Genomic DNA, 25651 nt, shown 5'->3' with positions numbered 1-25651 from the left:
TCAGACCCTTCCTGAGACAGCCCCTTCTTAATTGGACATCCCATCGTTAAGTACAATTTAAAGGGTGAAAAAAATGACAGAAAAAATAACGATTTTAGTGATCGATGATCATCCGGCAGTAAGAGAAGGTACAAAAGCAATACTGGAAGCTGAGCCTGGAGTCCAGGTGGATTGCTTAAATCCTCCTTACACAGTGGAGGCTTTTGAGCAATTTGATTTTTCCCCATTTGATGCGATCTTAATGGATTTAAATTTAGGAGAAATTAACGGAATAGAGCTTTCTGAAACGATTATTCGAATGGAGCATTCATGCAAAATAATCCTGTATACTGGTTATGATGTGGAGGATTATTTAGAAGAGGCACTCCGACTTGGCATTCATGGTGCAATTAGTAAGACTGAGTCGAAAGAAAAGCTGCTATCCTTTGTTCGCCATGCCATTAATGGAGATATTGTTGTCCCTTATCAATATTTACGAAATTTGCTTCATCATAAACAAGCAAAAACGGATGATTCCGCCTATGTTCAAAATGTCTTTAACGAGCGTGAAAAAGCGATTTTACATGAGGTTGAAAAAGGACTTACCAATCAAGAAATTGCTGATCAGCTGCATTTAAGTAAAAGATCGATTGAATATAGCCTAACATCCATTTTTAATAAATTAAATGTCAGTACACGTACTGAGGCAGTTCTCATTGCAAAAGCTGAGGGAATCATTGAATAGCAGAATGTAAGGAGCCTTTAACTTGGCTCTTTTTTTGTCGTTTAGGAAATGATAAATACTTTAAATTGAGGATAAACGCTGGCATCCAGCTGGTAAGCCCAGTACATGTTGTGTAAGGGCTGCCATGGCGATGGCGTCGCAAATTTTACTGCCGACAGCCTTTAGCCTCTAGGATCTAGCCCCTTCAATAGACTCAAAACTTATGTTCAATTTACAAAGAGTGAATCTAGTTTTAACGAAAACTATACATAGCGTAAACATTGCCATGATATTCATCCTTTATGATGGTAACAAAGCCTGCACGGAAAGGATTAACTGTTTCATCAATTAGGGGGTTATTATGGACATTTTGGCTATTTCACCTACATTGCTATTTCTAGGATTCTATTTGCTTTTGGTTGTAGCGTTATTGAGAAAATAACGATTAGGCTGTGTTATACTCACATTATAGTCTACATATTGATACTACTGGATGTAAGGGGGCAATGGAGTGGACTTTAATGTGGAGAATACCTTAATGGAGGCATTAGGTATAGAAATAACATCTATTTCAGATGAAGGCGTAGTTGCAACGATGCCTGTAGACCACCGTACTCACCAACCGTTTGGATTGTTGCACGGAGGTGCTTCTGTCGCATTGGCGGAAACAGTTGCAAGTGTAGGAGCCTATTATTTAATTGATCAGGAAACAGAAATTTGTGTTGGGTTGGAAATCAACGCAAATCATATTCGCGGGAAAAAGTCAGGGACTGTGACCGCGTATGCAAAGCCTGCTCACAGAGGAAAAACAACAATGGTATGGGAAATTAACATTGTTGATGAAGAGAATGAATTAATCTGTTTGTCACGTTGTACAATGGCTATCCTAAAAAAGAGGCCATAAAAAAAGAAGATGAGCTCATCTTCTTTTTTTAGCTTTCCTTGCTGTTTTTAAGTCATCACGAACACTTTTATGCCATAAAGGAACACCCATATTGTAGGCAGCCCTCATAATGAGATGGCCAGCAACAGGTGATGTAATAAATACAAAAACAATTCCTAAGAGTACACGGGCATTTGCATGATGATCAATGAGTAAATAATACATAAACAGCCCTAACAGGATACTTAAAACTCCTAAGGTTGAACTTTTTGAGGCAGCGTGGTTACGTGTGTACGTATCTGGCAGCCTGACAACACCGATCGCTGCCACTAAACTGAATAGTGCGCCAAGGAGAATGAGAAAGCCTACGATAAATTTACTGATCTCGATCATTTTCGATGATTTCTCCTTTCTCCAGCCATTTTGAAAAAGCAACGGTTCCAATGAATGCTAGAATCCCGATTAAGAGAATGATCTCCACAAACGCATTTGAATGAAGAACGATCGAGATGATGGCTGTTATGCCAATTAAATTTATACCAATCGAATCAAGCGCAATCACTCGATCTGGTGTAGAAGGCCCCTTCACAAGACGGTAAACAAATAATAAGGTAGAGATCGCTACAATGAGTAACGAGAGGCCGATAACAAGGTTAAACATTAACGGCTCACCTCCTTAATAGCCTTTTCAAATGAATTTTTAATATCGAGACGCGCTTGCTCCACATCATCAATATCCATTGCATGGATGTAGAGTATTTTATTATCCTCAGAAACCTCTAACACAAGCGTACCTGGTGTTAATGTAATTAAATTAGCCAGGATAGTAATTTCCCAATCCTTCTCAAGTTCTGTTTCTAAGGCAAAAATGCCGGGGCGCATTGTAAGCTTTGGAGATAAAATCACTTTTAACACAGCAATATTTGCTTTAACAAGCTCACTGCAAAAAATAAAGAAAAGCTTAATAACAGCAATGACATTTAGTAAATAAAAGCGGTGGGCAAAAAATCTCCTAAGCGCAAAGATAATAAGTCCGCCAAAGAAGTAACCTTTAAAAAATGCTAGAGTTGAGTAATCATTTGATAGGAACATCCATATAAACGCTAGAAAAAAGTTCAGTAAGATTTGAAATGCCATATTTACTACTCCTTCAATACTGCTTGAATATAGATTGTCGGATCAAGCAGAGTTTCGGCAGCTTGCGATATATAAGGTGAAAGCCATTCTACACCTAATCCGTATGCAACAGTTAATGTGAGCAAGATGACAATCGGTAAGAGCATTCCTTTTGCCGATCCTTTTTGGTTTGCCATTTCCGGCTTCGGTTCCCCCCAAAAGCCGTTAATAAAGATCTTCATTACAGAATAAAGAACGAGCAAACTTGAAAGTAGAACGATAAAGGAAATCGTATATTCCCCAGCTTCAAAACCGCCTTGGACGATTTTCAGCTTTCCAACAAAACCGCTAAACGGCGGAATTCCTGCCAAGGCTAATGCGGCAATAAAAAACATCCAGCCTAAAAACGGATGACTAGCCATCAACCCGCTTATTTTTCGTAAATTGCTTGTTCCAGTTATCGCAATGATCGCTCCAGCTAAGAAAAACAAAGCTCCCTTAATAATCATATCATGAACTAAATAATAAACAGACCCTTCAACTGCATTTGGCGTATTTGCGGCAACCCCAAATAGGATTATGCCAACTGCAGTGATAATATTGTAAATCACAATCTTTTTGATATCCCAAAAAGCGATTGCGCCTATGACCCCGAAAATAATTGTCAAGGCAGCTAACCATGCCAATAGTTGATGGGTAAAGGATGGGTCATGATAAAAAATGAGGGTAAAAACTCTCGTAATTGAGTAAATTCCAACCTTTGTTAATAGTGCGCCAAATAGGGCAGTGACAACTGATGGCGGTGCTTGGTATGAGCCAGGCAGCCAAAAATAAAGCGGAAACAGAGCTCCCTTCAAACCGAATACAATTAAAAACAGGAGGGAGATAACGGTGAGAAGCCCGGATTGTCCCATTTCAGCTATTCTTACACTTAAATCTGCCATGTTTAATGTACCGGTAACAGCGTAAAGATACGCAACAGTAATAACGAAAAGAGCAGATGAGATGACGTTCACAAGAATATATTTAATAGATTCGCGAAGCTGCATTTTCGAGTTCCCTAATACGATTAACAAATAAGAAGACATGAGCATTACTTCAAAGAAAACAAACAGGTTGAAAATGTCTCCTGTTAGAAAAGCGCCTGATACACCTAAAATTAAAAATTGTACGCCAGGATAAAAGAAAAATTTTTCCCTTTCAACATTTATTGTAGAATAAGCGAACAATAACGAAGTAAAAGCAATAATACTCGTTGTTAAGACAAGTAAGCTTGAGTACATATCTGCAACAATAACAATGCCGTATGGTGCCTTCCAGTTTCCAATCTCCAACGTTTGAATACCATTTATGTGAACCGTTTGAACGATGATACACGAAAAAAAGATTCCAGCTAATGAAGCAATCACACTTAGCCATCTCTGAATCCTGATGTTTTTGTTGAAAAAGATTAAGATGATCCCTGCAAATAAAGGTATAGCGATTGGTAGGATAATTAAGTTATTCATGCTGATCATTTCCCCTTAGTTGATCCATATCATCTGTTCCAAGCTCCTGATAGGAACGATAGGCTAGGACAAGGAAAAACGAGGTAACCCCGAAGCTAATAACAATCGCTGTTAAAATTAACGCTTGCGGCAGTGGATCAACATAACTTTGTGCATGCTCGCCTAGAAGGGGAGCAGCTCCTTTTTTTAGCCCGCCCATTGTTAAAATTAATAAATGTGCGCCATGACTTAATAAACCAGTTCCAATAATGATGCGCAATAAGCTTTTGGAAAGCATTAAATAAACGGCTGCAGTAAAAAGAACACCAGCTACAATAGACATTAAAACTTCCATTATTCCGTCTCTCCAATCGTTTGGATAATGGTCATTGTTACACCAATAACAACGAGATAAACGCCTAGATCAAATAAGACGGCAGTTGCTAATGAGGTTTTACCAAGTACCGGAAGATCTACATAACTGAATGTGTGGGTTAAAAAAGGGACATCAAAGAAAAACGAACCTACCCCTGTTAATAGTGCAATAAGCAAGCCTGTAGCCGTCATTTTGATATAGTCAATGTTCAACGAATTTACAACTGTTTTTATATCAAAGGCTAATAGTAACAACACAATCGCTGATGCCGTCATTAATCCCCCAATGAATCCTCCGCCTGGAGTATAATGTCCAGAAAAGAAAAGATGGAGAGAATAAATAATAATAATAAACACAGCGGTCTTTGTTACCGTTTGGAATATGAGATCATTTGTTTTTATATTTGTTTTCTTCACCCTTCTTCCTCCCTTTTTACATTCACGCGTATCATGCCATAAATACCAAGCGAGGCAATGCCCAATACGGTAATTTCAAACAATGTATCAAAGCCTCTAAAATCGACGAGGATAACATTTACCATGTTTTTCCCGCCAGCAAGCTTATAGCTGTTTTCAATAAAATAGCTTGCAATGGTTTCTGTAACACGCTGGCTGTTTGCTGACAATGCAATCAATGTCACGATCGTCCCTACCCCTAAGGAGATGATCAGATTCGTCATTCTAAAGCGGAGTTTTTTCTCTTTCTTCTTGAACTCTGGTAAATGATAAAAGCAGAGTAAGAACAGAGCAACCGAAACGGTTTCAACACATAATTGAGTAAGAGCTAAATCAGGCGCTCTAAATAAAACGAAAAAGAGTGATAACGTATAACCCACTGAACCAAGGGCTATGATCGCAGTTAAGCGGGATTTTGAAAATAAAACAGTGATTGTCCCAATGATCATTACAGCAGCAAGAACCGTTTCATAAATTCCAACAGGTGCCGTTCCTTCTAATGAAAATGAAAATCCTTGTTTAATGATAAGCGCTGTTCCTAAAATGACAATGAAAAATGTAAAGATATAAACTAAATAATCTCGAATAAATCCTGTCATGTAGAATTTTGTTATCCCTAGAGAGGATTTATCCAGACAATATAAGGCTCGGTCATAGCCTTTATTTAACGTAAGCTTCTTTGGAACGATGCGGTAAACGCTCCGCCATTTTGTCAATGTGAGATAACCCAGCACTCCCAGCAAGACCACACCAATTGTCATATAAAGCTCAGGAGTAGGTCCATGCCATCCGCTTATATGAACATGGAAATGTCCACCGTCCGCAAGTAAGCTTGGTAAGATGGAAGCCATTGCCGGTTCAATAATTGTATAGGCTAATATGTTTGGGAAGAAAAAGAAAATAATCACAAGCGACGCTAGGATCATCGGTGAAATCAGCATACCGATTGGCGCCTCATGCGGTTTTTTCTCAAGCTTTTCAGGCTGATATTTCCCGGTAAATGTTTTAAACACAAGGATCATACTGTAAATGAATGTGAAGATGCTTCCGACCCAAGCGAAAATCGGGAATAAAAGCCCGATCGTTTCGACATTGAAAACATCCATTTCAAGAACACGAATCATACTAGTAAAGAACATTTCTTTACTTAAAAATCCATTAAATGGCGGCAATCCTGCCATTGAGAAAGCCCCGATAATGGAAATCGTAAAGGTAATTGGCATAAGACTCATAAGACCGCCAAGCTTCCGAATATCACGCGTACCTGTTTCATGATCGATAATCCCTACGACCATAAATAAGCTTCCCTTAAACGTAGCATGGTTGATTAAATGGAAGATGGCTGCAAGTGTCGCTACGATGAAGATATTATCATCAAGTGAATCTAGTGCGATGGCAGCTGACCCGACACCCAGCATGGACATAATCATCCCGAGTTGACTGACGGTTGAAAATGCCAGAATACCTTTTAAATCTGTTTGTTTAGCCGCATTGAAAGAACCCCAGAACATTGTGAAGATCCCAAAAGCGGATACAATCCAAAACCATTCAGGTGTTCCGGAGAAAACAGGACTGAATCTGGCAACTAAATAAATACCTGCTTTTACCATTGTTGCCGAGTGTAAATACGCACTGACCGGTGTAGGCGCCTCCATAGCATCTGGCAGCCAGATATAAAAGGGAAACTGCGCAGACTTCGTAAATGCCCCGAATAATATCAAAACCAATGCGGAGATGAACAAGTCATGCTGAGACATTTCAGGAACCTGTCCAATGATTTCTCTTATACTAAAGGAATTTGTCATGATATAAAGCATGATGAATCCGCCAAGCATAAGCAGACCACCAAAAATAGTAATCAGCATCGATTTTTGTGCACCGTTGCGAGATTTCTCACGTTTATACCAGTATCCAATTAAGAGAAAGGAGGATAGGGAGGTAAATTCCCAAAACGTATACAAGACGATGATGTTATCAGATAGAACAACACCTAACATAGCACCCATGAACAATAACAAATAAACGTAAAATGTGTGTAACTGTTCTTTATTTTTTGATAGATAATAAATCGAATATAAAATAACAAGTGCACCAATTCCTGTGATGAGCAAGGCAAAAAGCAAGCCTAAGCCATCTATGTATACAGTAAAATTAATGCCAAGAGAAGGAATCCAATTGGCAATAGAGATTACTGGCTGACCTTCCATAGTCCTGTTGACAAATTGGGAAAAGTAAATAAAAAGTAGAATGGGTAAAACCAATACGAACCAGCCTGTATGAACTTTTCGGAATAACTTATACAGAAATGGAACGAGTATGGCTGCTAAAAATGGTGATAAAATGGCCAAATGTAATAATGTCATTTTTTAACCCCCTTACAGTACTGAAATAATTTACTAAATAGATGAAGATCTGCATAAAACATCGAAAAAATTGATGAAGGATTTTGGTAACCCCTATACTGATTATTATGTTTCAGAATGCAGGATGCTATCAGTCCCTAAAAGTCGATTTCGAGTTCATATGAACATAAAAATGATAACAAATTTTTGTTGAATTGTATATTCTTAAGATATAAGAGCATCCTAAATAATGAGGTGATTTCATGCAAAAAGTGAAGCTTCTTATCGCTGGATGCTTGTTTTCATGCATGTTTGGCATTGCTTGGAATATAAATGAAAAAATGAAAAGAGAGTATGTTGATACGACAATAGAAGAAGATTTATGGATTCAATTAACAAATACTGAAACTTCGGTTGATTTTTTCATTCAGCAAGAAAATGTATTTGAAAAATTTAAACCTCGGGAATATGTTCGGGTCGTCACCCAGTAAACAGGATGTAAACATTGTTGCATTCTGTTTTTTGTTATGGGTAATTTTACATAGAAACTGTAAAAATTTACTTGTCAAATGAAGAACTCTACTTCATAATATGAGGATAAAAAGCAAATGTATTTTGGGGAATTAAAATGAAAAATACATATTTTACTAGTTATTTTCCACTTATTACGATTTTACTATTCAGTACATCTATGTCGATAGCGACAGTTATAGCAGTAATCGAGTATCTGCAGGCTTTTGGAATCTATGAAGGAATGCTAGAGTTTTTTTCGAATAATGGCATAAGGCTGGCTTTATTTATATTATTTGCGCTGCTTTATTTTATGGTTTTTTCAGCACTAAAATTAATTGCTGACACAGTCACTGAGCTTTCCCTATTATTTTTCTCAAAGGATGTAACAGGAGAGAATCTTTCAAAAATAAGAGGCGGTTCAGCCATATATTTAATCGCAGGTGCGCTATCTCTAGCTGCTATTCAAGTTCCATTAGCGATTGTAGCGATCTTCGTTCTTGCAACAGGCTGTTACTTTGTCTATATCGTTTACAAAATCAGCAACTCACTCACGTCGTTTTCCTTGATTGGTTTGGTTTTGTTTCATGTCCTTTTTTGGTTTATCTTTCTTTTAGGAACGATGTATGTATGCTTTAGGTTGTATAACAGTGTAATGGCAAGCTTACCAGTTTAAAGTGAGTTGCGGTGTTATGATTAAATTTCGTTGATAAAGTTAAGGAGCCCTTAAATAATGAGAAAGTCGCTGATAAAATCAAGAAAGCGCCGATTTAAATTGAAATTCGTCGATAAAATAGAAATTCGTTAATAACATTGAAAAGTAAAAAAAGAAGGAGCTGACATAATGTCGCTCCTTCTTTTTTATGATAAAAACCGTTTCCGAACTTCAGGGGAAGGGATCATGCACTGATCTTTTTTCCCAAACCATTTATAGCGATTTTTTGCCACAAAATTGTAGAGAGTATCTCTAATCGGTTTTGGAATGATAATGAACAAGGAACATACTGTCCAAAGCCCACCCAGTTCTTTGCAGACTTGGATGGCCGCAGTTGATTTTAAATAATAATTGTTGTTTTTGATGACAACGAAGCTGTCAAAATCTTTTAAAGGAAGATTGTACTTTTTTAATAGTTCTTGCCCAATAGGTGATTGCAGGGCAGCAAACTTAAATTTTCCTTGCTTATCATGCCGAATAACAAATTGAACCGAATGATTGCAAAAATGACATACCCCATCAAACAACATAATACGTTCATCTGAAATATTCATTTACAGCCTACTTTCTATTTCATAATATCTCTCCAAATCAGCAGTGAAGGTCCTTGATCATAAAGGTGGCTTACATTGCCTCCCTGATCTTTCCCAACCCAAACACCAGCTGTATACCGATCTGTTAAGCCGACAAACCAAAGGTCGCGATATTCACTTGACGTCCCGGTTTTTCCACCTACATATTCACTAGAAACAGCAGCCTTCTGCCCTGTTCCACTTTTGATAACTGCTGCTAACAGCTTGCGCATTTGATCATTTGTCGTTTCCTTCCAAACTCGAACAGGTTTTTCCTTCCACTCATAGAGCGTTTTTCCGGACAGGTCAGTAACTTTACGAATCGCATGATTTTCAATATAAAGCCCGTTATTAGCAAATGCCGTATATGCCCCGGTTATTTCTAATGGTGAAATATCAAGGGCGCCTAAGGCTACTGAAAGATCATACTTATCCTTTGCTAAAGCAGAAAATCCAAATGGCTCTAAGTAGGATAATCCCTCTTCAATTCCTATTTTATCTAGCATGCGTACCGCTGCCGTATTATATGAATATTTTAATGCCGTTTCGAGTGATACCATCCCGTAATTCTTTTTACTATAATTTTCCGGACAGTAGTCAGCTTGACAGAAAGCTCCTGCATCAATTTTTGATGTAGCTGTTGTCCCGGTTAAATCAATATATGGTGCAAAATCGAGAAGTGGTTTTATTGCCGAGCCGGGATGACGATATGCTTGATATGCCCGATGAAACGAATACTTTTTATAGTCCTTTCCTCCAGAAAGGGCTACAATCTTATGTGTTTGATGATCGATTACGACCCCTGCACCCTGCACTTGATCAGATGGTATATGGTGCTGGAGCGCGTTATCAAGCTTCGTTTGTATGGACGTATCTAATGCTGTATGAATAATAATACCCTTGCTTACGATCTCGTTAACACGTTCTGAAAGCTGTTTTTCTATGAGTTCTTTGTTTTGATCTGCAGCTAACTTTCCGGCAAATCCTTCGCTTTCTGAAATTAATTGCTTTAACTCTTCATGAACATACGTAACATAATTTGGATGAATATCAACTTTTTTGTTAATAGAAAGAGTAATAGGATAGTGAACTGCCTCTTCCTTTTGCTGTTTTGAAATGGTCCCGGTTTGATAAAGCAGGTTTAACAAACGTTCTTGACGCTCCTTTGTTTTACCAAAGTTTTTAATAGGATCATACATTGTTGGATTATTTGGAATTGTACTGATAAAGACAAGTTCCGCTAAATGTAGCTCCTGGATCTGTCTGCTAAAATAGTAGGTAGCCGCCGTTCCTATCCCGTATGTGCCGTTTCCAAAATAAATTGTATTTAAATAGGCTGCAAGGATTTGTTCCTTTGTAAAGTTTTTCTCAAGCTGGTAGGAATAAAGGAGCTCACTCAGCTTTCGATTATAGGTTTGTTCATGGGATAAATAAACATTACGTGCAAGTTGTTGTGTAATCGTACTGCCGCCTTGTTCAACAGTTTGGTTTTTAGCGTTGACAAATACCGCTCTAAGCATTCCGCCGGCATCAAACCCAATATGTTCAAAAAAGCGTTGATCCTCAGATGCAATATATAAGTCTTTAACAGCCTCGGGTATATTCTCGTAACGTACATATACACGGTTTTGCTGATTAGATGTTATTTCTGAAATCAGTTCTCCTTCATGATCAAAGATATAGCTGTTTTGTGTTAATTCTAAAGATTCAATAGGAATCTTTTCCTCCAAAACAGTTCCAAGCCCTTTAACGGCTTTCGATTCTTTACCAGCAGCAAATCCGCTGAAAAGGAAAATCGGCACCATGATGATAACACAAATCCATCCAAATACACTTCGCACTCTAAGTCACACTCTTTCTCATCAATTTTTCTAGAATTATTTAATTCTTAACAAGCAGTAATTCCTAAATGAAATAGCCGAGGGAAACTGCACGTAAAGATCCGATAAGTTTCGCTAACCCACAGCAGGAAACCCTCCTGCTGAGGGAAGTCTCACTTTATTTTACCTGATTCTTTCCGGTTAGCGGACAAATTTTTTGCTTGTTGCGGGAAAAACGACTCATGACTTTCTTCATTTGAAAAAATAGTCAAGGGATAATTCATTATTTTTTGAAAAATTGAAGTTAAATTAGCAGCTCCGATGATATAATAATAGAAACAAAAAGTTGATTTTACAAAAAGGAGGGGTGAGATAGTTTGAAGGGACAAGAGCGATTATTATTTATTGATTTTGAATTTACGATGCCGGAAGGAAAGGCAAAACCTAAAGGGTTTTATCCAGAAATAATTGAAGTTGGAATTGTTTGTGTTCGAAACCATGAAATAGAAGAACAATTTTCCTCATATGTTAAACCGATGCGATTCCCCTTATTAAGTGAGCGCTGTAAAACCTTTCTAAAGATCTCTCAGGCAAAAATTGATGAGGGAATATCCTTTTCTGAACTTCTAAAAACGTTAACAAAATATAATGATCCATCTCCTGCTACTGTTATTACTTGGGGGAACATGGACATGAAAGTATTGCGGCAAAATTGTCAAATGAATGGTGAGGTCTTTCCTTTTACCGGGAATATAAGAGACCTTTCAATGGAATATAAAAAATTTTTCGGTGACCGTAACCAAACCGGCCTGTGGAAGGCGGTTGAGGAATATGGAAAAAAAGCTACAGGTAAGCATCACTGTGCTTTAGATGATGCTTTAACAACCTATAATATATTTAAGCTGGTTGAAGAGGACAAACGATACTTACAGAAACCAACGCCTCCTACAATTGGTGATAGAATTGATCTTGCGAAGGTATTAAATAAATATGCAACTTAATCGAACACAAGCTTTACACATCATAGTTAACTTACTCAATAACAATAGTTGTCGCTGTGGTGTACACATATCTATTGTTATTGAGTAATGTTTACCTATTTTACCCTTTATTAGGGAAGTAATCTGCCTCTAATGAAGAAATCATGGTAAGTGATTTCTGCGCCCACGGGGTATCCATTAATTCTAATTCGCTTTTTAGAGCGGCCATCGCTTGCTTAAGCGAATCCTCATATTCTGGGATAGCTCCATAATAAGGTTTTACCATTTGCTTAGGAATATTTGTTTGCTCATTGTACGCTAATGCACGTCTTTCATGAAAAAGCTGAACATCTGCTTGTTTTGGATGATGTAAGTCGCCCTGTTGCGGATGCTTTAGGACAGCTTTTACTTTAACTAAATAATGCATTGGACGAACATCTGTAATTTCCCCGATATATTTTCCTGTTTTGTAGATTCCTGTTACTATTTCTCCTATCTTTCTTTCTTCCATTTCGCATCAATCCTTTTTTACTATTGTACAAGCTAATCCATTGTTATCTTAACATGCAGGAACAAAAAAGAATAATATTGAACGTTTTATGGAAACACAAATACAGCCTAGTGAATCAGTGTAAAACTTGTTATAGTAAGGATAAGAAAGGTCGTGACAAAATGATCCAATTAATTCCTGTTTTAGGTTTGTTTTTATATTTTCCAGAAGATAAAACGGAATATATTCCTGCTGGTATTACGATGGTGGTCTTTACCATCTTAGCTTTCATTGCTTTTCGTTTTATCATTAAACTATCGAAGAAAGAACAGCAAGAAGTAGATGATCTGTTAAAAAAGTCAGAGCGGAAAGAAAAGAATTAAGTAGAAATAAAAAGGTCAGACACCAGAGCACCATATACAAGACTAATTTGGTTAGTACTTATATATTGGCGTTTTTTAGAGGGTCTGTCCTTTTTATGACAATCGCTTATCCTGCATCTTGCTCATTATCCGATACGAAATAAGGAAGAGAAACCATAGCAATTGTTCCTTTATTCAGCTCACTTTTGTAACGAATGGTACCGCCGTGATTTTTAATAATCGAATAGGTAACTGTTAATCCTAAGCCTGTACCTTTTTCCTTTAAGGTAAAATAGGGCTCTCCTATCCTGGCAATTTGTTCTTGTGACATGCCTATTCCATTATCCATAATTTTTATCCTGACGAACTCATGTGAAACATATGCCTGAATTGAAACCTTTCCGTCAACATTCGGCACTGCTTCAATGGCATTTTTAATAATATTAATAAATACCTGTTTTAATTTGGCGTGATCGCCTATTACATATAAATCTTTATTAATATTCCCGTTAATTGTGACTGTTTTAAAATTTGCATATGAGGTCATAAGTGTTTTAATTTCCTCTAACGTTTCTGCTAAATCTATTTTTTCCTTCGCTATGTATTGCTGGCTCGCTAAACCTAAGTAGTCTGTAATAATTGATTGGGCACGATCTAATTCAGCAAGCACAAGATTCATATACTCTTTTCTTTGGGTTATATTGTTGTCTGTTGAATTTCCGATCAATTGAACAAAGCCCCTGACAACAGTTAGAGGGTTGCGAACCTCATGAGCGACACTTGCTGCAAGCTCGCTGACCATCGACATTTTTTCTGCTTTAACCAGCTCCATGCGTATCAATGCATTTTCTTTCGTATATTCAATTAAGTAGATGGTAACTAATAGGATGATCGCCAGAACAAGGTTGAACGCATTAATAATATAAAGGTCTTTCATTGAGAAAAAGGCATTTTTTAAAACGCTTTCATACCCGAGAAAAAGCAATGAAAATCCAAAGAGGAATGCACCATAAACAATTGCCCAGCCCTGCTTCCGCTTTAATCCGAAGCTTTGCCACTTTATGCGAAGCAAATATGGGAGGGTGCAATAGACAATTACACATAGAACCGCAGTGTACCATTCAAGATTCAATTGAAACAAATGGTATGTTAAAGTTGGCAGCATCGTTAAGATACCAGGAATAAATCCTCCATAAACAATACTGATAAATAAAGGTATCCCTTGAAGGTTTACGTATAATCCCTCCGCGAGTTCAATTGGGTAAAGGATACAGAGTATAGAAGATAGAATGGTACTGCAAGAAATAAGAATTTTGTTTGGCTCGATTACTTGGACATGCGTTCTGCTTAGCCAAAATAAATGATAGATGAAAATCGGAAAGATAATAAATGCAATTTGCAGGATGATATCTTTTAACAGTTCCATTAGATTGTCACCTTAGAAGTAGTTTGCCTAATTATACCATTAAATCTTCTTAAGAGGGGTTAATTTTTGATAAAATTAAGTTGAAAATTGATCAAAGGGACTTAAAAAAGAAAAGGGGCGAACTCTTTTGAGACACCCCAATTGATTATGAAAGCTTTTATTTTAATGCTTCAACTAAACGATTCAATCCATCCTTCACCAATTCTCTCGGACAGGCAATATTCATTCTTAAAAATCCTGCGCCATTTTCACCAAATTTAGAGCCTGATTCTAAACCAAGCTTCCCTTTTTTGAGAAGGAGTTCTTTTATTTCTTTGTCTGTTTTCTTTAGATAGCGAACATCAAGCCAAACGAGATAGGTAGCCTCAGGCCGCATTACTTTTAACTCTGGAAGGTGCTCTTTCAGGAAATCTTCAATAAAAAGAATATTTCCTTGTAAATAATCAATGAGCTCATCCAGCCATTTTGTTCCATGTGTATAAGCTGCTTCCATAGCATCAGTACCAAGTGTGTTTAATGTAAAAAGACCATAGAGTTGAAGCGCAGCGTTATATTTTCTTTTTAGCGTATCATTTAAAATAAGGATAGCAGATGCCTGAAGTCCTGCTAAATTAAATGTTTTGCTTGGGGCAATACATGTAATGGTCCGATCCGCTATATCATTATTTATTGAAGCGATTGGTGTATATTGACTGTCGAACAATAATAAATCAGAGTGGATATCATCTGAGACAATAAGAACATCATGCTTGATACAAAGCTCTCCTATTCTCTCTAATTCTTCCTTCCTCCATACACGCCCGCTCGGGTTATGCGGGTTGCAGAGAATAAACATTTTCGTCATTGGATCAGAAAGCTTTGCTTCAAGGTCTTCAAAATCAATATCATAACGATGATTATTGTTTAATAACAGCTGATTATATAAGACCTCGCGATTATGCTTTTTGGCTACTTCAAAAAATGGATAATAAACGGGAGGCTGAACGACAATTTTATCATCTGGACCTGTATATGCCTGGATCGCCATACTAATCGCTGTTACAATTCCAGGGCTATATGTAATGATACTTGTGTCAATTTCCCAATTGTGACGGGTTTTTAACCAGTTTTGAATAGCTTGCTCTGTTTTCGCACCAGGGATGGTATAACCAAAAATCCCATGTTCAACACGTGAATGCAGAGCATCGAGCACCTCATCAGGCGCTTTGAAATCCATATCGGCAACCCACATTGGCAAGACATCGTCCATGCCAAAGATTCTCTTTGTATCCCATTTCACGGAATTTGAATTCTTTCGATTTAGTACCTCATCAAATCTACTCACTTGTTTCACCTCAAAAGAAGATTATTTTCTAACCTTGCATTTCCTATTATCTTTCATGATAAATGTGATACAATGACAGTGCAAAAAATAAGATTGGTAAAGGTGAAAAAAATGGAAGCACAGCAAACGAATCTACAATTAATGGAGCTTTTATTACAGTGGGATCCGTTAGGCTATGGAGAGGGAAGCTATGAAACAGAAGTAGTGGACGTCCTGCAAGCGGTTCATCTATATGATGACATCATGCTCCTTGCTAGAAAAATTCAGGCGATTTATGAGTTTTCTTTTGAAGAAATTATTCCTCTGCAAAAATGCGAGAGCTTTGCTAAGCAACTGCTTCTCATAAAAAATAATTCCAGCTGCGAATTATAAACAATAAATTCTTTGTCCTTAGATTTTCTTGTCTAGCTTCAGCGCCTAGCGACTAATGAACTTCCCCCTCCTCCTTACGATAAGTCAACATCGAATCGCTTCGCTCTTCGTGTTTCCTTTATCTCATACGGAGTGCTCCAGTTCATACGTCGCTGAGCAAGGCGCTTCCGCTTTTCTAATTAGCGTGACAAAATTCAAAAATCATATCCGACACATGCTCTGGTCTTTCTTCTGGCACCAAATGACCTGTGTTTTTAAATGAAAAAAAGCTGGAATTAGGCAGATCGTTTTTGAGTCTTTTCCCGATATGGACAGGCACGACCTTGTCCTCATTTCCCCAGATCAGAAGACTAGGCTGCTCGATTTTCTTTAACTCTTCTGGAAGCAAATCTCCCTCATGGTCACGTATCATTCGGTTTAGGGCCCTAAAAATTCGGTCATCGTGAAATGGCTCCAAATATCCATCCATCATTTCCTGGTCGATCAACGACCGATCATACACCACGTTGTATAAATTTTTTAACACGCCTTGGCTTGCAAGCCAATGTTTGATGCCTAAATAAAAATAAGGAATGTAAGAACCTAAGATTAAAGATGGATGAACTCGTTTCATATATCCTGAACTGCATAAGAGTACGACCTTTTCAAATAAATCAGGTCTTTCCTTCGCGGCAATCAGCGAAACTTGTCCTCCCATGGAATGCCCGACAATATATGCCTTTTTTATTTGCAGACATTGGATTAATTCAATCACCAGCTTTGCCATATTTCGATAGGAATGGACAAATCTTGTTGATTTTTCTGTTTTCCCAAATGGCGGCAAATCAATGGCAATAATTTTAAATTCATTCTCCAATAAAGGAATAATTTTTCGATAGCAAAAGCTCGAGGATAAAAATCCATGTATTAACACCATTGTCGGTTTTGAAGGGTTTTTTTCATATACCTCATAGTGAACGTTTACACCAAGAATGTTTATAGTGCTGCAATAATAATGACTCTTTTCCATAAGCATTCACTCCGTTTTTCCTATAGATAAAAGGTTATCATATGTTAAAATGAAATGTCGATTAACATTGCTGGCTGTATATTTAAAGCGAAATGTGCAAGATCAATTGACATCATTGCAAATGAATTTTTATTGTTTTTTTATATTTTCACCGAAATGAAAAGAAACACTCATGTAAAATCTACCCTTAATTCTTTTGGTGAAACATATGAAAACCAGGTGTATAATGGTATAATTATCTGAAGATTTGAATAGTGGGAGTGGTGGATATGAAGTTTACGGACAAGGAAGTCGAGATATTAGAGATCTTAGAAAATGACTGTCGCCTATCTGCAGAACAAATCGCCAAAATGATTGATTTAACAGAAGCAGAAACAAAACAGTTAATTAAAAATTTAGAGGATCAGCGCATCATTGTTGACTATACTGCCCAAGTAAATTGGCGCAAGGTTGATGGTCACGAAGGTGTGAAAGCAATGATCGATGTGAAAGTACAGCCTAAACGCGGAGTAGGCTTTGATGAAATCGCAAGCCGTATTTATAGATTTAATGAAGTAAAATCTGTTTATTTAATGTCAGGGGCATATGATTTATCTGTCATTATTGAAGGTAAATCGATGTCAGCTATCGCTCAATTTGTATCTGAAAAATTATCTACATTAGACTCAGTCTTATCAACGACAACTCATTTTATCTTAAAGAAATATAAGCATGATGGAACAATATTTGAACAAGATGATGAGGATAAGAGAATTGTGGTGTCTCCATGATCGAACATTCTCATTACCTCTCAGATACAGTCAAAAATTTAAAACCATCTGGAATCCGAAAATTTTTTGATTTAGCTTCCAGTATGGAAGGCGTTATTTCGTTAGGGGTGGGTGAACCTGATTTTGTAACTCCTTGGAATGTAAGGGAAGCCTGCATTCTTTCTCTTGAGCAAGGATATACATCCTATACTGCGAATGCAGGATTACTTGAATTGAGAAGCGAAATAAGCCACTATTTAAAAGAGAAAACAACGATTAACTATGACCCCAAAACAGAAATAATTGTAACAGTTGGAGCGAGCCAGGCTCTTGATATCGCGTTGCGGGCAATTATTAACCCTGGTGATGAAGTAATTGTGATTGAACCTAGCTTTGTTGCCTATTCATCGCTCGTTTCATTAGCGGGCGGTGTTCCTGTCTCGATTCAAACGAATGGCGAAATGGAATTTAAACTTCAGCCTGCTGAGCTTGAAGCGGCAATCACTGAAAAAACAAAAGGGATCATATTATGTTCTCCAAGCAATCCAACTGGTACAGTGTATAATAAAGAAGAATTGGAAAGTATCGCCAAAATCATTGAAAAGCATGATTTGCTTGTCCTTTCAGATGAAATTTATGCGGAGCTTACATATGATGATATGTATACCAGCTTTGTATCGATTAATGGGATGGCTGAACGTACAATTCTTATTTCCGGGTTTTCCAAAGGCTTTGCTATGACGGGTTGGCGTCTAGGCTATGTTGCGGCAAATCCTGAGTTTTTAAGCGCGATGTTAAAAATCCATCAATATTCCATGATGTGTGCGCCAACCATGGCACAATACGCTGCAATCGAAGCGATGAAAAATGGTAAAGAAGACGTACTTCATATGAAGAAAAGCTATAGACAACGGAGAAATTTATTTGTCGGAGCTTTAAATGATATTGGCTTGACATGTCATGTTCCTGGCGGAGCTTTTTATGCTTTCCCATCAATCAAAATAACCAATCTTTCATCAGAGGAATTTGCGGAAGCGCTGCTATTAGAAGAAAAAGTAGCCGTTGTTCCTGGAAGTGTGTTTGGCGAAAGCGGGGAAGGATATATTCGCTGCTCATATGCATCATCATTAGATCAGCTTCAAGAAGCATTAAAAAGAATGAATCGCTTTGTGAAAAAGCGCATATAAAAAAGAGACTGTCTTTGATTCTGTCAGACAGTCTTTTATAGAAAAAGGGGGAATACTAGAAAGCCTTACGCTTGTCTTATTCCCCCTTTCTTGTGTACATAAACCCCTTTTTAAGGCTTTTTTTAAAATCTTCCATCTTTGCCTCATTTATCACACCTAAAATTTTTTTCTGAATGAAACAAATGAAGAAACAGTCCCGTTTTATAAGCGAAAAGGGAGGGTCGTTAAATATGTCTGAAGAAGAACTGATAAAAAAGGCCAAGCAAGGAAACATGAATGCGTTTCAGCAGCTTGTTGAACTTCATTATCCTGTAGTTGAAAAATTTGCCTATCAATTAGGAAATAGACATGATGAAATAGAGGACATCACTCAAGAGGTTTTTATTCGTGTCTACCGCTTTATCGATCAATTTACTAAGGCAAAGTTTTCAACCTGGTTATATAAAATTACCTTAAATGTTACAAGGGATTTTGCTAGAAAACGACAATCAAACCTTCGAAAGGTTTTTAAAATACAACAAGACTTTCGAAATGATGATTATCCAGAAATCGAAGCAGCTGTGTTAAAAAGTGAAGAAGATCGAATTTTGCATCTAGCCATCCAAAAGCTTGATGAGAAATACCGGATACCAATTGTTTTATATTATTTTCACGAGAAAAAATATGAAGAAATTGCTGAAATCATGTCAATTACCCTATCAACTGTTAAAACAAGAATTTTACGGGGAAAGACCATGCTGAAAAAAGTAATCGAGGAACTTAACAAGAAAGAAGGTGACATAAATGGATGATAAACTTTTCGAAGAACGTATGAGATCTTTAAAACAGTCCTATGAGAAACTCCCAACAGTTTCATCGTCTGATAAAATAATGGATCAAATAAAAAGACAAGAGAAGCCGGTAAAAAAGCGAGCCGTTTTTCAACTTCCACTTGTAGCTTCTTTTATTGGAGTACTTATTATTGGAGGCATTCTCGGAATTCAGCTTATGTCACAATCAACAAATTTTAGAACCGGTGAAGAGGGGCCGAAAAATCAACCGGTAACAAATAAGGAAATTGAAGAAGCGATAAATGAAACGAGAGGATTATATGAACGAAATCTCGATCAGTTAAACGAAAACCTAAAGTTCGAGGAGGCTGAGCAATACAGGTTTGTCCAAGAAGCGAAAGCGGCTGTTGAACGATTTGAACAGCGAAAAAATTATGAATCACAGGCTGAGCTTGAAACGTATAGGGACAAGGTTAAAGAGATCATTACTTATCGGGTTTCAATGCCAAATGAAGAATTTGAGCTGTTCAAGAAAGATGCCGTAAATGGTGAAGAAATAACTGAAAGCCAGCTATATAGTTATCTCGATAAATTAGAGCTGCTTCACGAATTATTCTTTGAAGAATGGTATGATTTGTTTATTCAAAATCAACATTCAATAACGGATATAGAAAATTATGTTAAACAATTAAACGATGGCAATCTCATTGAGGGAGACCAAGAATTTATTGAATTAACGAAAACACTGAGAGCATATGGGTATATCTTTTTCCATGAAGGTGAAGGAGGTATTAATTTTAAGCCTGATTATACGGACGTTTATAAGAGTTTAGAAAAAGCTTTAACAGAGGATGCGAAGGTATATTTGAAAATCAAGTCTGAGAAGGAAGCTTTTATGGATGGAGCTTTAGCCATTAGTCATCCTGAGCTTGGAAAACGATTACTCGAAATTGAAGAATTCATTTTGAAAAATCCGTCTTCTCCTATAGCAGAAGAGCTTAAAATACAGTATCAGTATTACCTTGCTTCCTATTTACTTGGAATGAACAACACAAGCATTGTAATCGAGGGTGAAAAACTAAAAGAGGAGATAAAAATAAATTTTGAAAAGTTAATTAGCGAAAATAAATTTTCAGAAACTGCAAAAGTTGTAGAAGAATTTTACCAAAAATTAAAGGCAGCTCAATTTATATTGACAGATGAATTAAGAGCAGAAGAAATTACCTTGCCTGATATATTAAAGCCAAAAGTTCAAGAATATTCTTTGGAAAAGCATTTATTGCCGACCACTAAGGAAATGCTTGCTCGATATAAGTCTTTGAAGGATACTGGCGCTACTTCTATTTACAGCGAACCATATAGCGGGGCTGACACATCAATAGAATTTGCGGTCGCAAGAATTTACATGTATGCCATTTCAAAAGGAGATTTTGAGACTGCTTACCAGCTTTCTTATCATGGAAAAGGTTCTAAATTGCCGGAGTTAGAAGTATTTATTGAACAGATGAAAGCTGCACAAGCTGATTATCAAGCTTTATCAAACGAAGTAAAGTATGTAAGAACGAACTATGAGGAGACTGGCGAAGTAATCGAGCATGTTCTCATAAAAGAAAATGGAGAATCGGTCCTCTTTAAAATGAGACTTGAGAATAGTCTTCCAAAAGTTGAATATCAACCACTTTCTTAAGCAACGATTTCAATCGTTGCTTTTTTGGCATACTAGGGCTGAGGAAAGAAAAATACTTTTTGAAAAAAAAGTGGAAATGTGATATAATTTTTTATTGCGTATAAAGAGACCTTTAAATATAAGAAAATTAGGAGTGTTATCATGACAACAAAGTACGAAGTAGGAAGTGTTCATACAGGTAAAGTTACAGGAATTCAACCATACGGAGCGTTCGTTGCACTTGATGAAGAAACTCAAGGGTTAGTTCATATTTCAGAAATTACTCATGGATTTGTAAAAGATGTAAACGAACATTTAAAGCTAAACGACGAAGTACAGGTTAAGGTGTTATCTGTAGACGAAAACACTGGAAAAATCAGTTTATCAATTCGCGCAACACAAGAGGCGCCAGCTGAAGAAAAGAAAGAAGCACCGAAAAAACCAAAAAAACGTCAAGCAACTGTTAAAACGGATACAGAAACTCCACAAGGATTTAATACATTAAAAGATAAGCTTGAAGAATGGATCGAACAATCTAAACGTGAAGAAATTAAAAAATAATGTGTGATTTCCGACTTAGACATCCTGTCCTTCGTCGGATTACGGGCAGTTTATCTTCCTAGTTTCTCTATAACTTAAAGATTTGGTTTTACTGCCCATTATGATTGGAATAAATGAACGGACTAAAAAGGATGGAACGCACAGCGTTCCATCCTTTTTTATTGCTTGCATAGTGTATATTCGCTCTTAGTCTTTCGCTTCAGAGCAATTTTTTTATCTTGCTTCTGGTCGCGGTTCTCTTGCAACTTCAGCTGAAGGCTTGAAGAGCAGGCCGAGGTTTATTAATCCTGCAATTCCAACTAGACCGTATATAATACGTGATAATGCAGTATCACCGAAAATCGCAGCTACTAAATTGAAATCGAAAAATCCAATAAGACCCCAGTTGATTGCTCCGATTATGGTAAGAACTAGTGCTATACGTTGAATGGCGCTCATTGTGCAACCTCCTTTTGAATATGACTACATGATTAGATTGTGTAGATGAGGGAATTATATTCGGTGGGAATTCATGGCAATGCAGTTTTCTTTACAACAAAAAGGCAAATGTACATAATCTAACTATGGAGGCGATCTTATAATGGAAAACTTTACATACTATAATCCAACTAGACTGATTTTTGGAAAAGGGCAGGTTCAACAATTAGAAACTGAAGTTCCGAAATATGGAAAGAGTGTTCTGCTTGTATATGGTGGAGGCAGTATTAAGCGGAATGGTCTTTATGATAATGTTGTCAATTTGTTAAAGAAAATCGATGTTACCTTATATGAATTATCAGGTGTCGAACCAAATCCTAGACTATCAACAGTTCACCGTGGAGTAGAAATTTGCAAAGTGGAGAACATTGACTTTATTTTAGCTGTAGGCGGAGGCAGTGTTATTGACTGTACAAAAGCCATCGCAGCCGGAGCGAAATATGATGGAGATGCCTGGGATATTGTCACCAAAAAGCATATTCCAAAAGAGGCGCTGCCTTTTGGCACGGTACTAACACTCGCAGCTACTGGATCTGAAATGAACTCAGGATCAGTTATCACCAATTGGGAAACAAAAGAAAAGTATGGCTGGGGCAGCCCGCTTACTTTCCCGAAATTTTCTATTTTAGACCCCGTAAATACGTTTACGGTTCCAAAGGATCAAACGATTTATGGAATGGTTGATATGATGACACATGTTTTTGAGCAATATTTTCATCACACGAAAAATACACCTTTACAGGATCGCTTTTGTGAATCAGTTTTAAAAACCGTGATTGAAACAGCACCCAAATTAATTGAAGATCTCGAGAACTATGAACTGCGTGAAACGATCCTTTATTCTGGAACGATTGCTCTTAACGGCCAATTGCAAATGGGCTATCACGGAGATTGGGCAACCCACAATATTGAACATGCAGTCTCTGCTGTTTACGATATTCCGCATGCCGGCGGACTGGCTATTCTATTCCCAAATTGGATGAAGCATACTCTTGAAGAGAATGTATCGCGATTTGTCCAGCTTGCAGTAAATGTTTTTGATGTTAATCCTAGCGGAAAAGATGACAGAACAATTGCATTGGAAGGTATAGAAAAACTTCGTGAATTCTGGAGCAGCATCGGAGCACCAAGCCGATTACAAGACTATCAAATCGGTGATGAGAACATTGAGCTTATGGCCGATAAAGCGATGGTAAATGGTGAGTTCGGCAACTTTAAAAAATTAAATAAACAGGATGTAATGGCGATCTTGACAGCGTCATTGTAATGTTTGTTTCTGTTCTAAAAGAATGTAATTTTTAACAGCTCTTTGAGCAAAAACAATTTAGGTTGCCGGCACATGGAAAGCGAGCACCAAATCAACCGCTCCCATAAAGCAGCAAAGTTTGGAAAACTGCCTATTTTTTTAAGGCTAAAACAATTGGACTGACCCCTTCTTCAAACACGCTTTTCTGAGATTGTGTTAAATAAGTGGTCAGCCCTTTGTGTTTAGCCTGTTTTTTTCATAAATGAAAAAAACATCATTGGTTACGCTTACATCGGAAGCTTGGCTTGATTTACCTCATTAGTTTAGATAAAGTGATAATAGCTATAATAATATTGATGAATAATGGAGGAAAATGGTATGACACATGTTAGCTTTGATTACTCAAATGCACTTTCTTTTTTTAACGAGCATGAAATTACATACTTACGTGACTTTGTGAAGGTTGCACATCATTCAATTCATGAACAAACAGGTGCTGGAAGCGACTTTTTAGGATGGGTTGACCTGCCTAAAAATTATGATAAGGAAGAATTTGCCCGCATTCAAAAAAGTGCTGAAAAGATCAAATCTGATTCAGATGTTCTTTTAGTAATCGGGATCGGCGGTTCTTACCTAGGAGCACGCGCAGCAATTGAGATGCTTAACCATTCTTTCTACAACTCTTTATCTAAAGAGCAAAGAAAAGCTCCGCAAGTAATCTTCGTTGGAAACAATATTAGCTCTACATATATGAAGGATGTTCAAGATTTACTTGAAGGCAAAGATTTCTCAATTAATGTTATTTCTAAATCTGGAACAACTACTGAGCCTGCGCTTGCATTCCGTATCTTTAGAAAGCTTCTTGAAGAGAAATACGGAAAAGCAGAAGCGAAGCAACGTATTTATGCAACTACAGATAAAGCGCGGGGTGCATTAAAAACTCTTGCAACAGAAGAAGGCTATGAATCATTCATTATTCCTGATGATGTTGGCGGACGTTACTCAGTACTTACAGCTGTTGGATTATTGCCAATCGCGGTAACAGGTGTTGACATTGAAGCAATGATGAAAGGTGCAGCAGCTGCAAGCGAAGACTTCGGTAAATCGGAGTTAGAGGAAAACCCTGCATATCAATATGCTGCAGTTCGCAATGTTCTTTACAACAAAGGGAAAACAATCGAAATGCTGATTAACTATGAGCCAGGACTTCAATATTTCTCTGAATGGTGGAAGCAATTATTTGGTGAAAGTGAAGGGAAGGACCAAAAAGGCATCTATCCTTCATCTGCAAACTTCTCAACAGACTTGCATTCATTAGGACAATATGTTCAAGAAGGACGTCGTGACATTTTTGAGACAGTGATCAATGTAGAAACTTCACGCCATGAGCTAATTGTCGAGGCAGAAGAAAGTGATCTAGATGGATTAAACTACTTAGCGGGTAAATCTGTTGATTTTGTTAATAAGAAAGCATTCCAAGGTACTATGCTGGCACATACAGATGGCGGTGTACCAAACTTAGTCGTATCCATTCCAAAAATGGACGAGTATACATTTGGTTATTTAGTATATTTCTTCGAAAAAGCATGTGCAATGAGCGGATACCTGCTTGGAGTCAATCCATTTGACCAACCAGGTGTTGAAGCTTATAAAGTAAACATGTTTGCTTTACTGGGAAAACCAGGCTTTGAAGAAAAGAAAGCTGAGCTTGAAGGCCGTTTAAATAAATAATAAATTTGATTGTTCTGGGGGGCTGACAAATTGTCAGTCCTTTTTTCTGTCGTTTGTTGAGATAAGAGGGGCATAACATTATAAGTTTTGGAGGATTATATCAGAAGTGATTATAACAAATTTAGCTGGATGTAAACGGTCTGTCCCGCAATCAGGACTGATATTCGGCGACTTAGAGAATTTATCAGCGGAGTTAAGCGGATATCGGCGGAACCAACGGGATATCGGCGAAATAGAAAATATATCAGCACAATAAAAATCTAAGAAAAAAATCAGTGCCTCTCCTATTCAAACTCATCTTTAGCCCCAAAGAATGTTTTTT

Annotated in this window: 29 protein-coding genes; 15 read left to right on the top strand and 14 right to left on the bottom strand. The window is 37.3% G+C overall.

Annotated elements, in window-relative coordinates:
• The first annotated feature begins 73 nt into the window (after window positions 1-73).
• Complete coding sequence (locus WQ54_RS22815; protein WP_046587680.1) at window positions 74-724, top strand: response regulator transcription factor; 651 nt, start codon at window positions 74-76, stop codon at window positions 722-724.
• A 517-nt stretch (window positions 725-1241) separates the two neighbouring features.
• Window positions 1242-1607, top strand: coding sequence for a hotdog fold thioesterase (locus WQ54_RS22810; RefSeq protein ID WP_046588015.1), 366 nt, complete (start codon window positions 1242-1244; stop codon window positions 1605-1607).
• A 15-nt stretch (window positions 1608-1622) separates the two neighbouring features.
• On the opposite strand, the gene mnhG is transcribed toward WQ54_RS22810, so the two are convergent.
• Genes mnhG through WQ54_RS22775 form a run of 7 tightly spaced genes read right to left on the bottom strand, consistent with a single transcriptional unit; the run spans window position 1623 to window position 7383 of the window.
• Complete coding sequence (mnhG, locus tag WQ54_RS22805; RefSeq protein WP_046587678.1) at window positions 1623-1979, bottom strand: monovalent cation/H(+) antiporter subunit G; 357 nt, start codon at window positions 1977-1979, stop codon at window positions 1623-1625.
• Complete coding sequence (locus WQ54_RS22800; RefSeq protein WP_046587676.1) at window positions 1963-2247, bottom strand: Na(+)/H(+) antiporter subunit F1; 285 nt, start codon at window positions 2245-2247, stop codon at window positions 1963-1965. The genes mnhG and WQ54_RS22800 overlap by 17 nt, the downstream gene beginning before the upstream one ends.
• Complete coding sequence (locus tag WQ54_RS22795; RefSeq protein ID WP_046587674.1) at window positions 2247-2723, bottom strand: Na+/H+ antiporter subunit E; 477 nt, start codon at window positions 2721-2723, stop codon at window positions 2247-2249. Before WQ54_RS22795 ends, WQ54_RS22800 begins: the two co-directional genes overlap by 1 nt.
• Before the next feature lie 5 nt (window positions 2724-2728).
• Complete coding sequence (locus tag WQ54_RS22790; protein WP_046587672.1) at window positions 2729-4210, bottom strand: Na+/H+ antiporter subunit D; 1482 nt, start codon at window positions 4208-4210, stop codon at window positions 2729-2731.
• Window positions 4203-4544, bottom strand: coding sequence for a Na(+)/H(+) antiporter subunit C (locus WQ54_RS22785; RefSeq protein ID WP_046587671.1), 342 nt, complete (start codon window positions 4542-4544; stop codon window positions 4203-4205). Before WQ54_RS22785 ends, WQ54_RS22790 begins: the two co-directional genes overlap by 8 nt.
• On the bottom strand, window positions 4544-4966 hold the full coding sequence (locus tag WQ54_RS22780) for a Na(+)/H(+) antiporter subunit B (protein ID WP_046588013.1): 423 nt from the start codon (window positions 4964-4966) through the stop codon (window positions 4544-4546). Before WQ54_RS22780 ends, WQ54_RS22785 begins: the two co-directional genes overlap by 1 nt.
• An 11-nt stretch (window positions 4967-4977) precedes the next feature.
• The gene (locus tag WQ54_RS22775) at window positions 4978-7383 is read right to left on the bottom strand and encodes a Na+/H+ antiporter subunit A (protein ID WP_046587669.1); all 2406 of its coding nucleotides are present in this window, start codon (window positions 7381-7383) and stop codon (window positions 4978-4980) included.
• A gap of 242 nt (window positions 7384-7625) precedes the next feature.
• Here WQ54_RS22775 and WQ54_RS22770 point away from each other — a divergent pair, with 242 nt between their 5' ends.
• Window positions 7626-7853 carry a hypothetical protein gene (locus tag WQ54_RS22770; protein WP_046587668.1) on the top strand — a complete coding sequence of 76 codons (228 nt, stop codon included), beginning with the start codon at window positions 7626-7628 and terminating at the stop codon, window positions 7851-7853.
• Between the two features lie 137 nt (window positions 7854-7990).
• A complete protein-coding gene (locus WQ54_RS22765) occupies window positions 7991-8548 on the top strand; it encodes a DUF5366 family protein (protein WP_046587666.1) in 558 nt (185 codons plus the stop codon).
• A gap of 185 nt (window positions 8549-8733) precedes the next feature.
• On the opposite strand, the gene WQ54_RS22760 is transcribed toward WQ54_RS22765, so the two are convergent.
• Both WQ54_RS22760 and WQ54_RS22755 read right to left on the bottom strand, forming a co-directional pair.
• Window positions 8734-9141: a thiol-disulfide oxidoreductase DCC family protein gene (locus tag WQ54_RS22760; RefSeq protein WP_046587663.1), complete on the bottom strand. Its 408-nt coding sequence runs from the start codon at window positions 9139-9141 to the stop codon at window positions 8734-8736.
• Between the two features lie 14 nt (window positions 9142-9155).
• A complete protein-coding gene (locus tag WQ54_RS22755) occupies window positions 9156-10964 on the bottom strand; it encodes a transglycosylase domain-containing protein (protein ID WP_084822301.1) in 1809 nt (602 codons plus the stop codon).
• A 392-nt stretch (window positions 10965-11356) separates the two neighbouring features.
• On the opposite strand from WQ54_RS22755, the gene kapD reads away from it, so the two are divergent.
• The gene (gene kapD, locus WQ54_RS22750) at window positions 11357-11980 is read left to right on the top strand and encodes a 3'-5' exonuclease KapD (protein ID WP_084822276.1); all 624 of its coding nucleotides are present in this window, start codon (window positions 11357-11359) and stop codon (window positions 11978-11980) included.
• Window positions 11981-12080: 100 nt separating this feature from the next.
• On the opposite strand, the gene WQ54_RS22745 is transcribed toward kapD, so the two are convergent.
• On the bottom strand, window positions 12081-12470 hold the full coding sequence (locus WQ54_RS22745) for a kinase-associated lipoprotein B (RefSeq protein WP_046587659.1): 390 nt from the start codon (window positions 12468-12470) through the stop codon (window positions 12081-12083).
• Between the two features lie 161 nt (window positions 12471-12631).
• On the opposite strand from WQ54_RS22745, the gene WQ54_RS22740 reads away from it, so the two are divergent.
• Complete coding sequence (locus tag WQ54_RS22740) at window positions 12632-12832, top strand: hypothetical protein (RefSeq protein WP_046587658.1); 201 nt, start codon at window positions 12632-12634, stop codon at window positions 12830-12832.
• Window positions 12833-12938: 106 nt separating this feature from the next.
• Here WQ54_RS22740 and WQ54_RS22735 read toward each other — a convergent pair whose 3' ends face one another.
• Together WQ54_RS22735 and WQ54_RS22730 are read right to left on the bottom strand one after the other, a co-directional pair.
• On the bottom strand, window positions 12939-14237 hold the full coding sequence (locus tag WQ54_RS22735; protein ID WP_046587656.1) for a sensor histidine kinase: 1299 nt from the start codon (window positions 14235-14237) through the stop codon (window positions 12939-12941).
• A gap of 157 nt (window positions 14238-14394) precedes the next feature.
• A complete protein-coding gene (locus WQ54_RS22730) occupies window positions 14395-15561 on the bottom strand; it encodes a MalY/PatB family protein (RefSeq protein ID WP_046587654.1) in 1167 nt (388 codons plus the stop codon).
• 111 nt (window positions 15562-15672) lie between these two features.
• On the opposite strand from WQ54_RS22730, the gene WQ54_RS22725 reads away from it, so the two are divergent.
• Complete coding sequence (locus WQ54_RS22725; protein WP_046587652.1) at window positions 15673-15933, top strand: DUF1871 family protein; 261 nt, start codon at window positions 15673-15675, stop codon at window positions 15931-15933.
• Window positions 15934-16108: 175 nt separating this feature from the next.
• On the opposite strand, the gene WQ54_RS22720 is transcribed toward WQ54_RS22725, so the two are convergent.
• Window positions 16109-16942 (bottom strand): alpha/beta fold hydrolase, encoded by an 834-nt coding sequence (locus tag WQ54_RS22720; protein ID WP_046587650.1) that lies wholly within the window; start codon window positions 16940-16942, stop codon window positions 16109-16111.
• A 269-nt stretch (window positions 16943-17211) separates the two neighbouring features.
• Between WQ54_RS22720 and WQ54_RS22715 the strand changes: the two genes are divergently transcribed.
• From WQ54_RS22715 to yugI, 5 genes are all read left to right on the top strand, one after another.
• Window positions 17212-17712, top strand: coding sequence for an Lrp/AsnC family transcriptional regulator (locus WQ54_RS22715; protein WP_046587649.1), 501 nt, complete (start codon window positions 17212-17214; stop codon window positions 17710-17712).
• The gene (locus WQ54_RS22710; protein ID WP_046587646.1) at window positions 17709-18878 is read left to right on the top strand and encodes an aminotransferase; all 1170 of its coding nucleotides are present in this window, start codon (window positions 17709-17711) and stop codon (window positions 18876-18878) included. The genes WQ54_RS22715 and WQ54_RS22710 overlap by 4 nt, the downstream gene beginning before the upstream one ends.
• 230 nt (window positions 18879-19108) lie before the next feature.
• Window positions 19109-19669: an RNA polymerase sigma factor gene (locus tag WQ54_RS22705; RefSeq protein WP_046587644.1), complete on the top strand. Its 561-nt coding sequence runs from the start codon at window positions 19109-19111 to the stop codon at window positions 19667-19669.
• On the top strand, window positions 19662-21335 hold the full coding sequence (locus WQ54_RS22700; RefSeq protein ID WP_046587641.1) for a hypothetical protein: 1674 nt from the start codon (window positions 19662-19664) through the stop codon (window positions 21333-21335). The genes WQ54_RS22705 and WQ54_RS22700 overlap by 8 nt, the downstream gene beginning before the upstream one ends.
• A 141-nt stretch (window positions 21336-21476) precedes the next feature.
• Window positions 21477-21875, top strand: a complete 399-nt coding sequence (gene yugI, locus WQ54_RS22695; RefSeq protein WP_046587640.1) for a S1 domain-containing post-transcriptional regulator GSP13 — start codon at window positions 21477-21479, stop codon at window positions 21873-21875.
• A 213-nt stretch (window positions 21876-22088) separates the two neighbouring features.
• Here the strand turns inward: yugI and WQ54_RS22690 are convergent, their stop codons facing one another.
• Window positions 22089-22313: a DUF378 domain-containing protein gene (locus WQ54_RS22690; protein ID WP_046587638.1), complete on the bottom strand. Its 225-nt coding sequence runs from the start codon at window positions 22311-22313 to the stop codon at window positions 22089-22091.
• A gap of 142 nt (window positions 22314-22455) precedes the next feature.
• On the opposite strand from WQ54_RS22690, the gene WQ54_RS22685 reads away from it, so the two are divergent.
• The 3 genes from WQ54_RS22685 (at window position 22456) to WQ54_RS33885 (ending at window position 25585) form a co-directional block, all read left to right on the top strand.
• A complete protein-coding gene (locus WQ54_RS22685) occupies window positions 22456-23619 on the top strand; it encodes an iron-containing alcohol dehydrogenase (protein WP_046587636.1) in 1164 nt (387 codons plus the stop codon).
• Between the two features lie 357 nt (window positions 23620-23976).
• Complete coding sequence (locus tag WQ54_RS22680) at window positions 23977-25329, top strand: glucose-6-phosphate isomerase (RefSeq protein ID WP_046587635.1); 1353 nt, start codon at window positions 23977-23979, stop codon at window positions 25327-25329.
• 106 nt (window positions 25330-25435) lie between these two features.
• Window positions 25436-25585, top strand: a complete 150-nt coding sequence (locus tag WQ54_RS33885) for a hypothetical protein (protein ID WP_156178086.1) — start codon at window positions 25436-25438, stop codon at window positions 25583-25585.
• Window positions 25586-25651 lie beyond the last annotated feature (66 nt).

The sequence above is a fragment of the Bacillus sp. SA1-12 genome (assembly GCF_000981385.1).
GTDB lineage: Bacteria > Bacillota > Bacilli > Bacillales > Bacillaceae > Metabacillus.
Note: the sequence above shows the minus strand (reverse complement) of the source record. Positions and strands in the feature narration are given on the sequence as shown.

Excerpts from the sequence above, each read along its gene's own strand:
- WQ54_RS22765 (WP_046587666.1), top strand. The coding sequence starts at position 7,991 with ATGAAAAATACATATTTTACTAGTTATTTTCCACTTATTACGATTTTA.
- WQ54_RS22720 (WP_046587650.1), bottom strand. The coding sequence starts at position 16,942 with ATGGAAAAGAGTCATTATTATTGCAGCACTATAAACATTCTTGGTGTA.
- WQ54_RS22800 (WP_046587676.1), bottom strand. The coding sequence starts at position 2,247 with ATGTTTAACCTTGTTATCGGCCTCTCGTTACTCATTGTAGCGATCTCT.
- WQ54_RS22725 (WP_046587652.1), top strand. The coding sequence starts at position 15,673 with ATGGAAGCACAGCAAACGAATCTACAATTAATGGAGCTTTTATTACAG.
- WQ54_RS22735 (WP_046587656.1), bottom strand. The coding sequence starts at position 14,237 with ATGGAACTGTTAAAAGATATCATCCTGCAAATTGCATTTATTATCTTT.
- WQ54_RS22680 (WP_046587635.1), top strand. The coding sequence starts at position 23,977 with ATGACACATGTTAGCTTTGATTACTCAAATGCACTTTCTTTTTTTAAC.
- WQ54_RS22745 (WP_046587659.1), bottom strand. The coding sequence starts at position 12,470 with ATGGAAGAAAGAAAGATAGGAGAAATAGTAACAGGAATCTACAAAACA.
- WQ54_RS22795 (WP_046587674.1), bottom strand. The coding sequence starts at position 2,723 with ATGGCATTTCAAATCTTACTGAACTTTTTTCTAGCGTTTATATGGATG.
- WQ54_RS22785 (WP_046587671.1), bottom strand. The coding sequence starts at position 4,544 with ATGGAAGTTTTAATGTCTATTGTAGCTGGTGTTCTTTTTACTGCAGCC.
- WQ54_RS22790 (WP_046587672.1), bottom strand. The coding sequence starts at position 4,210 with ATGAATAACTTAATTATCCTACCAATCGCTATACCTTTATTTGCAGGG.
- WQ54_RS22775 (WP_046587669.1), bottom strand. The coding sequence starts at position 7,383 with ATGACATTATTACATTTGGCCATTTTATCACCATTTTTAGCAGCCATA.
- WQ54_RS22740 (WP_046587658.1), top strand. The coding sequence starts at position 12,632 with ATGATCCAATTAATTCCTGTTTTAGGTTTGTTTTTATATTTTCCAGAA.
- mnhG (WP_046587678.1), bottom strand. The coding sequence starts at position 1,979 with ATGATCGAGATCAGTAAATTTATCGTAGGCTTTCTCATTCTCCTTGGC.
- WQ54_RS22755 (WP_084822301.1), bottom strand. The coding sequence starts at position 10,964 with ATGGTGCCGATTTTCCTTTTCAGCGGATTTGCTGCTGGTAAAGAATCG.
- WQ54_RS22815 (WP_046587680.1), top strand. The coding sequence starts at position 74 with ATGACAGAAAAAATAACGATTTTAGTGATCGATGATCATCCGGCAGTA.
- WQ54_RS22770 (WP_046587668.1), top strand. The coding sequence starts at position 7,626 with ATGCAAAAAGTGAAGCTTCTTATCGCTGGATGCTTGTTTTCATGCATG.
- WQ54_RS22690 (WP_046587638.1), bottom strand. The coding sequence starts at position 22,313 with ATGAGCGCCATTCAACGTATAGCACTAGTTCTTACCATAATCGGAGCA.
- WQ54_RS22710 (WP_046587646.1), top strand. The coding sequence starts at position 17,709 with ATGATCGAACATTCTCATTACCTCTCAGATACAGTCAAAAATTTAAAA.
- WQ54_RS22760 (WP_046587663.1), bottom strand. The coding sequence starts at position 9,141 with ATGAATATTTCAGATGAACGTATTATGTTGTTTGATGGGGTATGTCAT.
- WQ54_RS22700 (WP_046587641.1), top strand. The coding sequence starts at position 19,662 with ATGGATGATAAACTTTTCGAAGAACGTATGAGATCTTTAAAACAGTCC.
- WQ54_RS22685 (WP_046587636.1), top strand. The coding sequence starts at position 22,456 with ATGGAAAACTTTACATACTATAATCCAACTAGACTGATTTTTGGAAAA.
- WQ54_RS22715 (WP_046587649.1), top strand. The coding sequence starts at position 17,212 with ATGAAGTTTACGGACAAGGAAGTCGAGATATTAGAGATCTTAGAAAAT.
- yugI (WP_046587640.1), top strand. The coding sequence starts at position 21,477 with ATGACAACAAAGTACGAAGTAGGAAGTGTTCATACAGGTAAAGTTACA.
- WQ54_RS22705 (WP_046587644.1), top strand. The coding sequence starts at position 19,109 with ATGTCTGAAGAAGAACTGATAAAAAAGGCCAAGCAAGGAAACATGAAT.
- WQ54_RS22810 (WP_046588015.1), top strand. The coding sequence starts at position 1,242 with ATGGAGGCATTAGGTATAGAAATAACATCTATTTCAGATGAAGGCGTA.